The sequence below is a fragment of the Vibrio sp. VB16 genome (genome assembly GCF_015594925.2).
Lineage (GTDB): Bacteria > Pseudomonadota > Gammaproteobacteria > Enterobacterales > Vibrionaceae > Vibrio.
Genome location: NZ_CP087591.1, coordinates 825,053 through 838,437, shown reverse-complemented (window position 1 = coordinate 838,437; position 13,385 = coordinate 825,053). Strand labels below are relative to the sequence as shown.

General features: G+C 39.9%; 11 protein-coding genes. 4 read left to right on the top strand and 7 right to left on the bottom strand.

All coding sequences use genetic code 11. The features are described 5' to 3' along the window. The first annotated feature begins 187 nt into the window (after positions 1 to 187). Positions 188 to 1,627, top strand: a complete 1,440-nt coding sequence (nhaD, locus tag IUZ65_RS20175) for a sodium:proton antiporter NhaD (RefSeq protein WP_195705814.1) — start codon at positions 188 to 190, stop codon at positions 1,625 to 1,627. A 42-nt stretch (positions 1,628 to 1,669) separates the two neighbouring features. Here the strand turns inward: nhaD and IUZ65_RS20170 are convergent, their stop codons facing one another. After that, the gene (locus tag IUZ65_RS20170; protein WP_195705813.1) at positions 1,670 to 1,921 is read right to left on the bottom strand and encodes a DUF3081 domain-containing protein; all 252 of its coding nucleotides are present in this window, start codon (positions 1,919 to 1,921) and stop codon (positions 1,670 to 1,672) included. 200 nt (positions 1,922 to 2,121) lie between these two features. Between IUZ65_RS20170 and IUZ65_RS20165 the strand changes: the two genes are divergently transcribed. Then, complete coding sequence (locus tag IUZ65_RS20165; RefSeq protein WP_195705812.1) at positions 2,122 to 2,988, top strand: glycerol kinase; 867 nt, start codon at positions 2,122 to 2,124, stop codon at positions 2,986 to 2,988. A gap of 241 nt (positions 2,989 to 3,229) precedes the next feature. Here the strand turns inward: IUZ65_RS20165 and IUZ65_RS20160 are convergent, their stop codons facing one another. After that, complete coding sequence (locus tag IUZ65_RS20160) at positions 3,230 to 3,586, bottom strand: YibL family ribosome-associated protein (protein ID WP_195705811.1); 357 nt, start codon at positions 3,584 to 3,586, stop codon at positions 3,230 to 3,232. Between the two features lie 266 nt (positions 3,587 to 3,852). Between IUZ65_RS20160 and IUZ65_RS20155 the strand changes: the two genes are divergently transcribed. Continuing rightward, complete coding sequence (locus IUZ65_RS20155) at positions 3,853 to 5,517, top strand: methyl-accepting chemotaxis protein (RefSeq protein WP_195705810.1); 1,665 nt, start codon at positions 3,853 to 3,855, stop codon at positions 5,515 to 5,517. Positions 5,518 to 5,773: 256 nt separating this feature from the next. Here the strand turns inward: IUZ65_RS20155 and IUZ65_RS20150 are convergent, their stop codons facing one another. The 5 genes from IUZ65_RS20150 to IUZ65_RS20130 form a co-directional block, all read right to left on the bottom strand. Next, positions 5,774 to 6,646 carry an NAD(P)-dependent oxidoreductase gene (locus IUZ65_RS20150; protein ID WP_195705809.1) on the bottom strand — a complete coding sequence of 291 codons (873 nt, stop codon included), beginning with the start codon at positions 6,644 to 6,646 and terminating at the stop codon, positions 5,774 to 5,776. A gap of 400 nt (positions 6,647 to 7,046) precedes the next feature. Continuing rightward, on the bottom strand, positions 7,047 to 7,772 hold the full coding sequence (locus tag IUZ65_RS20145) for a YebC/PmpR family DNA-binding transcriptional regulator (RefSeq protein WP_195705808.1): 726 nt from the start codon (positions 7,770 to 7,772) through the stop codon (positions 7,047 to 7,049). 77 nt (positions 7,773 to 7,849) lie between these two features. Beyond that, positions 7,850 to 8,059 carry a DUF3283 family protein gene (locus IUZ65_RS20140; RefSeq protein ID WP_195705807.1) on the bottom strand — a complete coding sequence of 70 codons (210 nt, stop codon included), beginning with the start codon at positions 8,057 to 8,059 and terminating at the stop codon, positions 7,850 to 7,852. A 185-nt stretch (positions 8,060 to 8,244) separates the two neighbouring features. Continuing rightward, positions 8,245 to 8,439: a PA3496 family putative envelope integrity protein gene (locus IUZ65_RS20135; protein WP_195705806.1), complete on the bottom strand. Its 195-nt coding sequence runs from the start codon at positions 8,437 to 8,439 to the stop codon at positions 8,245 to 8,247. Positions 8,440 to 9,026: 587 nt separating this feature from the next. Continuing rightward, positions 9,027 to 11,015, bottom strand: coding sequence for a replication initiator protein RctB domain-containing protein (locus IUZ65_RS20130; RefSeq protein ID WP_195705805.1), 1,989 nt, complete (start codon positions 11,013 to 11,015; stop codon positions 9,027 to 9,029). Between the two features lie 1,133 nt (positions 11,016 to 12,148). Between IUZ65_RS20130 and IUZ65_RS20125 the strand changes: the two genes are divergently transcribed. Further along, positions 12,149 to 13,384, top strand: coding sequence for a ParA family protein (locus tag IUZ65_RS20125; protein ID WP_195705804.1), 1,236 nt, complete (start codon positions 12,149 to 12,151; stop codon positions 13,382 to 13,384). Position 13,385: the final 1 nt, after the last annotated feature.

Here is a 13,385-nt window from a genome sequence, read left to right as displayed (position 1 = left end):
CCCCGTATAGAATTGAGCTAGGTTGGCGACCAAAGAGTAGAAACTTAACGGACTAATGTCACAATTTAGACCATTGTTAACAAACTATTTCTTTTTATTCCTATTAGTTAGCGTTTTTTCCCCTGACGTTGTTGTTTCATTGTCTAAACTAGAACTAAAGTATTTTATGATGGAGTCAGTGGAACTTATGAAACTAAAACCAACATCTTTTTTCATCCTCTTTTATTTCATTTCTCTTTCTACCAGTGCAGCAGAATCAACTGGTCATGTTATTGAAGGATTAACTTCATCAACCGTTGGCTATGCCTCTTTAATTATATTTTCGATAGCTTACAGCTTAGTCATGGCGGAAGAGTACCTTCAGCTGAGAAAGTCAAAACCTGTGTTACTGGCTGCAGGCCTAATCTGGATAATGATCGGTTATGTCTATCAACAACATGGTCAAATAGAAGTCGCCAAGCAAGCAATAGAACACAACTTATTAGAGTACGCAGAACTCTTGCTATTCTTATTAGTGGCTATGACCTACATCAGTGCGATGGAGGAGAGACGCCTATTTGATGTACTACGGTCATGGATGGTCGGGAAAGGTTTCAATCTTAGAACACTTTTTTGGTTAACGGGGATCCTGTCATTTTTCATATCGCCTATCGCAGATAATTTGACCACAGCATTACTAATGTGTGCTGTGGTAATGAAAGTGGGTGGAAATAACACTAAATTTATCAACATTGCCTGTATCAACATCGTCGTCGCAGCAAACGCAGGTGGTGCATTCAGCCCCTTCGGCGACATCACTACTCTGATGGTGTGGCAGGCTGGTATAGTCTCGTTCTCACAATTTTTAGCACTCTTTATTCCTTCCGTTGCCAACTATCTCATCCCGGCTCTAGTGATGTCGTATTTTGTTCCGAAAGATCAGCCAGAAGCCATTCATGAATACGTCGAACTGAAAAGAGGAGGGAAACGAATCGTTGGCCTATTCTTACTCACCATTTTAACGGCGGTAGGTTTTCATGGCCTCTTACACTTTCCTCCAGTAATAGGCATGATGATGGGCCTTGCCTACCTACAGTTTTTTGGTTTTTTCTTACGCAAGACGCTGCCCGCTTCTATCGCTAGAAAAAAAGCCAAAGCCGTTGCTGCGCATGATGAAGCAGCACTGAAAAGATTGGGTTCAATTATTCCATTCGATGTATTCAGGCGAGTTTCTCATGCCGAGTGGGACACACTTTTGTTCTTCTATGGCGTCGTAATGAGTGTTGGAGGTTTGAGCATACTCGGCTATCTAGGCTTAGTCTCTGATATCATGTATAACCAATGGGATCCCGTTTGGGCTAATGTGGTCGTTGGATTACTCTCTGCCGTGGTCGATAACATTCCCGTCATGTTCGCTGTACTCACCATGGACCCCGATATGTCTTTAGGAAATTGGTTGCTTGTAACGCTAACTGCCGGTGTAGGTGGTAGCCTACTTTCCATCGGTTCAGCTGCAGGTGTTGCCTTAATGGGAGCCGCTCACGGCAAATACACCTTCTTTGGGCACCTAAAATGGACACCGATAATTGCCATCGGATACATAGCCAGTATCGGCCTACACTTATTAATTAACAGTGCAAGTTTCTGATAGGCTAACCGATGAAGTAAGTAAGCGCTGTAAAGTGAGTGCTTACTTACTTAACGTATCCACTTTTTTCAGAAAACTGTCTCTCAGATGTTCCTGATCATATTCAAGATGATAGGTATTGTGGAATCCAACCTTGAGCTCGACGCCATTACCGCGAATAAAAACATTATAACCATCGTAATCAGAGTAGGCTTCTAGCCCTTCATACATTTTTCCGAATTCAGTCGGCGTACCATTGTTCATCACCATTTCGTACGCGCGCAATACTTTGCTAGGATCCAGTTCATTTTTCACAATAAATACCCTATTAACAAGAAATGCAGATAAAATAAGTATGGTAACGAGTAATCGAATTTTCCATTGAATCCTCTATTTTTAACCCACAATTTTAATTGCTAAGCAGAACGTAAGTTAATTCATAACGTTAGTATTTTATGATAGCGTTTAGATCACTCAGTTTTTTACGCTCAGTTAATTTTTAGGAAAGATTTACTATGCAAGACAAGATCTCGACGACCAACTTAGCAAAACAGAATAACGTAGAATCAAAGGCGTTGTTTTCTGAACTTAACCAATATGGCTATATCGTCAGACATGAAAATAAATGGTTATTGACCGACTTAGGTAAGCGTTTTGGTGGCGAGTACGTTACACATGCAGAATACGGACAATTTATTGTCTGGCCTAAAGACGTTGTTATTGATAAAAACCTGAGCGCTGGGGCGCGATTAACGGCGACACAAATAGGTGAAAAAGTTGGTCTACACGCAAAAAAAATCAATCAAATTTTGAACGAATTGGGCTGGATAGATAAAACAACAAATGGCTGGGCGCTGTCTGATCTTGGTCTAAGAGCAGGTGGTGAACAGCGAGAAGACAAAAACACCTCCGCTCTTTATACATTGTGGCACGATACGATACTTAAAAATCGCAACTTCAAAAACTCCATTCGAGAGTTCTCGGGGGCGGATTCTGATTCGCTCTCAACGGACAAATCTTTTTCAAGTTTTAAACAGAAGTTTGAGGCTAAGCATAGAACCTCGGATGGTCATTATGTACGTTCTAAAGGTGAGTTAATTATTGATAACTGGCTTTATATGGCAGGGTTAGTCCACGCATATGAGAGGAAACTCCCGATAGAAGAAGAGTTTACCAGCAACTTTTATCTTCCTAACGGCAAGGTTTATATTCAGTTTTGGGGAAGCGATACAGGGCCAATTGATACAATAACGAAACAGAAAAAGCGCCTAGCTTATACTGATCATGGTTTCAATTTAATTGAAATAGAAAGTGATGAGATTGATAAGCTTGATCAATTGCTTCCCCATGCCTTAAGAAAGCTTGGTATTAAAGCTCATTGAATCCGTTATCATTTCTAACATCTTGGTAATAGAAGAAGTAGGTTTACCGAAACAACGTATAAAAAAAAGCAGCGTTAAATGCTGTAATGCCGTTCACTTAAGAAAAAGTATTCGTCGTCATTCCCGTGAAAACGGGAATCTGAGTAGTTTAGATCCCCACTTTCGTGAGGATGACGGAGTTTGATGTCTTAAATTAACAACATTGCGTTAAATGCCGCTGTTTTTATATATCGATCTGAAATCAAAACTCTTTAGGTGCAAACCCTGTTACCGCGTCTAGTTTTAACTCTTTACCGAGTTTTGTGAGTGGATGAACAACCACAATACCTTTAATTTTCTTCTTAAATAGACCCAAATCCGCCTGTTCTTCTTTGGTCAGCTCTCGTTGAAAAGGCATATCAAGTAGGCTCTTACGCTCTTTGTTAAGATCATAACTCTGCTTATGCTTTATCTGATTAAGCTTTTTATTTAATTGCTCTACTTCTTTTTCAAATTGAGCGATAACTGGCTGATCTCGTCTAGAAACCGCTGCACTCAATTTATTTTTACACTTATCTAGACGATCATTCAGTTGTTGTATCTCTTTCTTAACGCTCATTTGTCTGCACCTATAAAAAATCAACGCTCTTTCTACCACTATCTAGCCAAAAAATGAATAACTATTTCACGACCTTAGCCATTCTTTTTAAATTCTGGTAAAGAAATCCCAATCAATCAACTGGTTGCACCAGATCAATAATATCTAAAGATTTTGGACTGATAGTCGATAACAATACATGCAACATATTTCTGCATAACGCCGAATATATTCGCTACAACTATTAAATGCACCTGTCCGTACCTGTCAAAATTGAGTTAATCATTATGAATATTACTATAAAGACGAGACTATACATTTTAGCCATCCTCCCGTTACTGATTATTGCCATTGGGACAATGTACTTTACCCGCGTTGAACTTTTCAACCTAAATCAAGCTCACATGGACTCTTCAAGAGCCTACATGACTGAAAGTAAGAAGATTGAATTAAAATCTTACATGGAGATAGTAGACTCTGTACTTGGCCCGCTGAAAGAAAGAAACGCGCCAATTGAAGAGGTCATATCTGAACTTTCCCGAATTAAGTTTGGCGAAAATGGATACGTATATGGCTATAACAGTAAGGGTGACCGATTGCTGTTAGGGCAAAGCACCAGTGGTATAGGCAAGAACTATTGGAGTCTAAAAGACGTTAATAACTTCCTTTTACTGCAAGATATTATTAAGCAAGGGACAAGTGGTGGTGGCTATACAACCTACTACTTTCCAAAACCAGGTGAGAATGAAGCATCGCCTAAATTGGCTTATTCAATCTACGTATCTAAATGGGATCTAGTTATTGGTACGGGCTTCTATATTGATGATATTGAAACAACGGTTATCGATATGGAAAAGACATCTCAAATTCTTGTCGACGATGCTTTGATCGGTATAGGTATAGCGACGTTTATCATCGTGATCATTGCTGGTCTATTTGCTGTGTTTGTAAATCAAAGCATTATTCGCCCTCTTAACGCCTTCGACCGTTCTATTGCCTCGTTTGCGAATGGTGATGCCGACTTAACAGCAAGAATGGAAGAATTTAAGATCCCTGAGTACAACCGTTTAGGCAACAATTTTAACTTATTTGTCGCAAGCCTTCAGTCAATCATCAAAAACGTCACTTTAGTCAGCGGTGAAGTCGTCAGCGAAACCAGTAACATGATAGGTAGAGCCACACAGGTCGATTCATTGGCAAGTCAGCAACGAGAAGAGACCGAGCAAGTAGCGACGGCAATGACAGAGATGACAATGACAGCAACTGAAATATCGAGTAATGCTGTTCAAGCGGCGGAGTCAGCGAAAGAAGTTGAAGGTAGTGCTCATAAAGCGATGGAGATTGTGGTTTCTGCCGCTCATTCGGTTGAATCACTGGCTAGTGACGTTGAGCAAGCCAACGAGGTCGTCTCTAAATTGGAAGGTGATGTACAGAACATCTCAACATCATTAGAGGTGATTCAAGATATCGCTGAACAAACGAACCTGCTCGCTCTCAATGCTGCGATCGAAGCCGCACGTGCTGGCGAACAAGGTCGAGGTTTTGCTGTTGTTGCAGATGAAGTTCGTAAGCTAGCAAGCCGAACACAAGAGAGCACACTCGAAATCCATCAGATGATTAATCAGCTTAAAGCCGCTTCCGATGCCGCGGTACAAACCATGGATAAGAGCAAATCTAAAAGTGCAGACACTGTGGCAGAGGCCAACGCGGCAAGTAATGCGTTAAGCAAGATACAAGAATCGATCAACGTCATTATGGACATGAATGAACTCATAGCGACGGCAACGGAAGAGCAGAGTCAAGTGGGCCATGAAATATCTGAACGCGTTGTTATTATTTCTGATAAGAGCCATCAATCGGCACAGTTTGCCAAGGAAAACCAAGCGGGTAGTGGTCAATTAAATACCAAGGCGACGGAACTGTCTCATCTCGTTGGTCGATTCACTGTCTAATTTTTTACAGTGTAAATCGTTATCTGAAATGCCATCAATCCCATGACAATGTGATGCTGTTCGGTTAGTGCTAAATACTTCGTCATTCCCGTGCAAACGGGAATCTTGGTGATATTAGATCCCCATTTTTATGGGGATGACGTTGGTTTTCGTGAAAATGGGGATCTGGATTAGGTACATCGTTCTTATTGTTTCCGTACATTATATTTAACCACTTTCTGAGAAGGTGGTTAAATATTCCAATGTAGATCAATGACTAATTTGCTTCTTTTTTTATCGCAGTCATTAATACTGAAGTATCCATCCTACCCAATCCCTGCTCAGACAGTTCTTCATACTGTTTAATTATTTTATTGGTTAACGGCAGCGATATACCTTGTCTATCTGCTTCATCTAAACAAAAACCTAGGTCTTTGACCATCCAATCAATGGCAAATCCAAAATCAAAACTACCTTGCGCCATCGTGGTTGCACGATTTTCCATTTGCCAAGAGCCCGCGGCGCCGTTTTTCAAACAGTCGACGAGTGTCGGAATATCCAACCCTGCCTTTTCAGCGAGTATCAACCCTTCCGAAAGACCATTAAGTACACCAGCGATGCAAATTTGGTTCACCATCTTAGCTCGTTGACCTTGGCCAACTTCACCCATCAAAACCGACGATTTTCCATAGGCATTGAATACAGGTTGTAACGTATCAAATATCGCTCTATCTCCACCGCACATGATGGTTAGAACGCCATTCTCAGCCCCGGCTTGCCCACCTGATACTGGTGCATCCATAAATGCAATTCCCGCGGTCTGACAAGCTTTTAAGAGCTCCTCTGCTAGGTTTGCGGACGTCGTTGTGTGGTCGATCAAGATCGCGCCTTCATTCATGGCAGAGATTGCACCGCTACTGGCTGTGATAACACTGCGCACATCATCGTCATTCCCCACACAGCAGATAACCACATCCGCGTTTTGTACACACTCAGAAACGGTGGTCTTATAATTACCACCGTACAGTTTGGCCCAATCCTGTGCCTTCTTTGTAGTACGGTTATATACGGTTACGTCGAACCCTGCTGTTTGAAGATGTCCAGCCATGGGGTAACCCATAACACCCAATCCAATAAAACTAATCTTCATTACTTTTCCTTATTTTTAGCTGAACGATGAAATAACACGTTAACAAAGCCACCAACATTATTCATTCTTTTCTCTCCAATATTCGCAAAAAAAAGAGCAACATTCGATTTTCAATTAACGGCATTTTAATCAATAAGTTAGTTAATCAATCTTTAGATTCTTCGGAAACATGATCAAGGCTACCATGTAACATGGCTTTTCAGACAATTAACAAAGCTAAGTAGGTTCGAGATCAGCATGATGATCATCAGATCCTTTTATGCCTAACAATGGGCATCCGCTACCGTCATACGGCTGATTCAGTTTCAATGTAAACCATGCTGTTAACTTTAATTCGTAGACAAAAAAACCGAGCATAATTAGCTCGGTTTATATGTTGTAATCACGTTTAAGTTTGACTCTATTCGGCGTCTAACTCAGCATTGTGATAGACCTGTTGTACGTCATCGCACTCGTCAAGTAAATCTAAGAACTTTTGAAACTTAATTGCATCATCACCGGTGATAGGTGTATTTGTTTGGGACACAAAGGTGATTTCTTCAACATCAAGAACAAGGTTTGCAAACTCGTTGTTCAAGGCTGTCTTTACCTTGAAAAATTCAGTGTGCGGCGCGAATACCGTAATAACACCGTCTTCTAGTTCGATGTCGGTTACATCAACATCTTGCATCATTAATGCTTCTAAAACGGCATCTTCATCATCACCGTTGAATTGAAACACCGCCTGATGATCGAACATATGCGCCGTGGTGCCTGGACTACCAATTTTTGCACCTGTTTTTACAAAGCACTGGCGTACATCTTGAAAGGTACGGTTTCCATTATCAGTAAGGCAATCCACTATGACGCTAGCGCCTCCTGGGGCAAAACCTTCGTAACGGGCTGCTTGGTAATCTTCACCACCACCACCCGTTGCTTTATCAATCGCTTTGTCTATTACATGTGCTGGTACTTGATCTTTCTTTGCTTTAGCGATCAAGTGTTTTAGAGAGAGATTCATGTCCGGATCACCGCCGCCATTCTTGGCGCTCATGTATATCTCTTTACCATACTTGGAATAAACTTTTATTTTCGCGCCTTGTGTTTTTGCCATTGAGGCCTTGCGCACTTCAAAACTTCTTCCCATTGGGGTCTTCTCTCTGCTTCAATTTATTTGACGAATTTTAGCAAAATGTAAATTCAATTTGCTAAGGAGCTGGAAGGTTATACCACTCCCATGGCTCTTTTATATTTTGCTACTGATTGCTCAAAACATGTTTTTTCATCTTCGTTTTTGAGCTTTTCTCTTTGAATTAACATCTCATTTGGGCCGATTTTAGCCTGCTTTAGCTGCCAAACCAAATACGACGCTTGTTTATCAATCTCAATCTTGTTTTTCTCTTCCACAGAGAGCAAAGATAAATTAACTGGCATGATGTTCTCAATAGAGTTTATTTTGTGGTGCTGCAATATATCACAGGGAATGGAAACGAGTGAAGACTCAAGATTAACGAAATAGAGAAATGACAGCAATCAATCCTCTTTATGTCAAAAAGGGGATTTAATGTAGAAAAATCAGGGGCGGTAATAACCCGCCCTTGCGTGCATTCAAAAGACCATTAATGGAATAAGCCCAGTTCCTCGGCTTCTTCCAATGTTAAACCGCTTTCACGAATTTCGCGCATCGCTTCAATACGACGACGAGCTTCAGCTGATTTAATCTGTTTTTCTGTGTGCTTAGCGTCTTCTTCCTTGATGTCCCAATGGGATGCTATATTTGCCATTTCATCATGGTCAATAGAATTAATAGACATAAATACCTCCGATTAAAACCATGTCCGAGGACATAACTTTTGTAGCAAATACCACGATCATTGTTAAGAAGAACAAGCTTAGAGTGTGAACTGCTACAGAGTTATGACAACAAAATTACATTTCTATCAGTATGGCTTTGATTATCAGATTTTCCACGTTTATTCTTAAGAATTGTTCTACAAACACCTGCCAGATCTTCAAATTGAACTCGGCTGAGTTCTGTATCCAGCTCTCCGCATTACCTATTAGAGATAGTAGACTGTTTTCAATGGATGGCGTCAGTAGCTCGGCATTTCTAAGAAAGACAATGGTAATATTTAATAATTTTGGATGGTAGATGTTAAAACGGATACGGTCAGAACGATGATCAAGACGGCTTAAAGGTACATGTAAAGGATATTACTGAATTTTGGGCAAAAAAATAGCGAGTATCTCGACTCGCTAAAAAATTCATAAATGAATGTAACTCTATGAGCTAATATATACCTTTCCTCAGAAAGGATAAAAGGTTGTCTATTCGTATTGAACTATAGCTAATAGGGATTAATTACTGTCAGACTAATGTCAATCTTCTGTCCGAAGTTAATCAAATACCTATTGCGACATCGTCCAATGTGCGAAATACCTCTTCGTCAATATGACCTTCGAAGACGGATTTACAAACCTTCTTACGCACGGCTAACGCAGAAATAAGCTTTTCGATGGACAGATGTTTCGACGAAGTCTGAGTATTATATAGCTCTATCGTTTTACTCAATACTTGATAACTCACTACTTCATCAGCAACACGAAGCCAATCAAGCTTGCCTATTAGCTCCTCACACTCTTCTTTAATTGATGATGGCGAATGACCAGTCATTGCAGAAAGAGCCGTTATGCTTCTTTCTAGGGCTTCTGAAGAGGTATATTTGGAGAGAGTTATCGTTAATTCGTCCGCATTCACTTCTACAAGGTGTTTTCGAATTTTAACTCGACGCCCCAATTTACCTTTGGGCTGACGTTCTTTGCGTTGAATTGGTTCAAATTCGCCATCAATTATTTCAGATAACTCCGCAAGTTTTTGCTTTGAAACCATTTCATTACGTAATGGATTGGGAAGCGTTGGTGCCATATTCCTTTTCCCTGCGTTGGTCGTCCTTGCACGAGAAAAACGCAATACTTCTTCTACGTCACATTTAATATCAACCAAATAATCTGAAACCTTACCTTTTGCTTCCATCATCGATATCGTTAAGTGATAACCCCAAAGGTTCACTGTAAAATAGGTGTCATTTACTTCTTCATCGGATATTTTCTTTAACTCTCGAATAAGTTCAGATGAAAAACGCCTCCATTCGATATTCCTTGCAAGCTTTTGATTTAACTCACTTAATAGCATGCTGTCCGTATATCTTCTCGACATACGACTACGGAAATATGAATAGAGTTGGAATACCAATGTGTGCTGCTTAAGAATTTCAGGTGGGAATAGGAAAAAGTAATCTTTCGTGAGTAGTTCTTCATAGAATGAAGGTTCCCACACTAAAATATAAAGGTTCGGCTTTATTTTTATTTCACCTGCTGCGTTTTCCGAAGGTGCTTCCTCTGAAGCGGTAATTGTTCGTGCCAAAAAACGAAATCGATCACTTTTAAAGCCTTCCGGCATATTGTCGCTAAGCCAACGACCTGCCAACTCATGCAGTTGAAAGTCCGTGTATTCTATTCGGTCAATGCTTTCACGGATGGAATCTCGAGCTGGTCCACTATCTTTCTTTCCACGCATCGAAAGAATATCGGTTATGTACAATGGCGTTTTGTTCGGGGCTTGCTTAATGTTGAGCTGGTATTCTTCTTGGTGATGTTCATGATACTGCACTGTGAGAGTAAACAGAGCGAAGAGTGTCATAAGATCATCGACAGTCATGATATTTTTCGATGACCGTGTTTCAATGATAGCTCGAGATCCAGAGATAGAAACCATTGATTTCTGATAGTTTTTGCGAGTTCTAGGTGGTGCTAATGCTTGATCTATAATTCCAGCCCAGTTTGCTGGAGACACGATAAATTGATCGGCTTCATCTTTAAGCGCTGGAGGTGTTTGTAGGCCGTATTCGCTTAAGAGGCGTTTATTTACTTGAGTTTGAGCCAACGCTTTCGATCTTTTTTGTTTCTCAGTCTGTTTAGAACTTTCCGTCATTAAACTTGTTGCACCCAAGACGGATACAAGCTGACTTGGGTTAACGAATATATGCAGCATCGTTTTACCGGCTAATCCTTCTTCAAATCTTACGGGGATCTGTTGAAATAAACCGATACTTACTGCCGCTCTTAGCCTTTGTTGAATTGCCGCTCTCGTTAAATGTCGATCCGTCGCTTCAACAATCTCGGTTGTTGAAACGTAACCATCTTTACTTGAAAAGCTTCTTAAGGAGATAAGATTGAGTAGTTCAATGATGCTTTTAGTGACCCCTTTGAAGTGCTGATATTGTTCGATCCAATCAACCGCATGCTCTGATACAGCAAATAAATGCCCATCTTTATGAGTTCTAGGTAATTTTATGAGCAATTTGTCACTTGGTTTGACTTTTGGGTTCACTAATCATTATCCGTAATATTACTATCGTTCCACAAGAGTAAAGAAAAATAGATCATAAATAAAGGCTTTTTTATGGTTATTTAAATAGATGATCTTAATGATTAAAATGATCTATATTGATTATATGATCTAATGATCCGAGCCTTGATATGCTTGTAACGTGTTGTTTAAAAGAGATAATATTTTCATGAGTGTAGAAGCATGATCATGTAATCAGCAGACCTATGATCAAAGTAGCTTCAGAAGTATGATCAAAGTATTGTGAAACGATGATCATTAGTTTACTGAACCTATGATCATCACTCGATCGGAAATATGATCAACGTCCTTATACAGGTTATCCACAAAATAATGGTTCTATTGTGTGCTTACTTTATTAAATTGGCCTCGAAAGTCGAGTTTACATGTGCAGAAGAATGATCAAGGTTGTCGGGTTTATCTATTTTATGGTTATCGAACCAGTATTTACCACTTATGCCAATTAAAAAATATTCATAAATAAAATGCGTTGCTTACATCGATATCGAAACGATGATCAAGGTTGGTATTTGTAGATTGACCGTTTCGTCTGAATGATATTCGCTAGGTATTGTGGCCTCTATCCTATATTGAATAAGCAATCCCCGTAACTTATACGGTTAGTTATATTCTTCCGGAGTTTTACATAGCTTGATCATTGATCCGAACGTAGATCGGTTTAGTTGCGATCGAAAACGATGTTTATACGGTCGTAGTTGTCCTTGATCATCGTTCCACTTCGCCATAATTCCTCGAAACGATGATCAAGGTATTTTCTTGATCATCGTTCCGGATATGGTGTATTCGATTAGAAGCTAGCAATATTCGTTTATCTAGATGACAAAAGCCGTAAGTTGAAGACTATTTTACATCGTTCCGAAGAATAGATGTTTTTACACTGTAAATACGTGACGCGGTAACACTTTTAATCTGAATTTATTTGGGAGTGGTAAATAGTTTAATATTGAACCTATTTATCACGTTTAGTCGGCTTTTATAGTAGATTTCTGCTTAATAAATGTGAGCTTGCTCTAAAATGAATGTTCAGCTATTTATTGTTTATGATCTAGAATGCTGTACAATATTTGCAAACCATTTTGCACGGATGATTGCCGATGAAACGAGATAAAACCATAGAAAACCTCTACAGGTTAGCTGAACAAACGAAACAAGTTCAAGCAGACAGAATAGAGATTGTTCTTGAAGAAAGAAGTGAGGAGCATTTTCCTCCAATGTCGAAAGCGCTTATGGAAACTCGGTCAGGGCTGACGCGCAGGAAACTAGATGATGCAATTAATAAGTTAGAAGCCGGTGGTCACCAGTTTACCAAGAATAATGCGAATCATTACTCCATTTCTTTGGCTGAAGCTCACATGCTGATGGATGCAGCAGGCGTCCCTAAGTTTCACGAGAGAAAACTAACGCGAGCGTCCAAATCTAACTTGAGCAGTAAACCTTGGGTTATTAATGTACAAAATCAAAAAGGGGGAACAGGTAAGTCAATGACCGCTGTTCACCTAGCAGCGTGTTTGGCACTGAATATAGATAAAAGATATAGAATTTGCCTAATCGATTTGGATCCGCAAGGTTCGTTAAGGTTATTTTTGAACCCTCAGATCAGTATGGAAGATCACGATAATATATATTCAGCTGTCGATATCATGTTAGACAATGTACCGGATGATACTGTTGTTGATCGGGAATTTCTCAATAAAAATGTTTTGTTACCCACGCAATACCCAAATCTAAAGACTATTTCTGCTTTCCCTGAAGATGCGATGTTTAATGCAGAAGCGTGGCAGCATTTATCGAAAAACCAATCTTTAGATATTGTTCGTCTGCTTAAAGAAAAACTCATTGATCCTATTTCTGAAGATTTCGATATTATTATGATAGATACGGGACCTCACGTTGATCCACTTGTTTGGAATGCGATGTATGCATCTAATGCACTGCTGATTCCTTGCGCCGCTAAGCGGTTGGATTGGGCATCGACAGTGAACTTTTTTCAACATCTACCGACGGTTTACGAAATGTTTCCTGACGATTGGAAAGGCCTAGAATTCGTAAGACTTATGCCTACGATGTTTGAGGATGATAACAAAAAGCAAGTGTCTGTATTAACAGAGATGAACTACCTTCTCAATGATCAGGTAATGATGGCAACCATACCGAGAAGCCGTGCGTTCGAAACTTGTGCAGATACGTACAGTACGGTATTTGATCTTACCGTTGGTGATTTTGAAGGTGGTAAGAAAACACTTCATAATGCTCAAGATTCAATACAAAAAGCGGCTCTAGAACTAGAGCGTGTATTACATAGTAACTGGAACTCACTTAATCAGGAGTAAT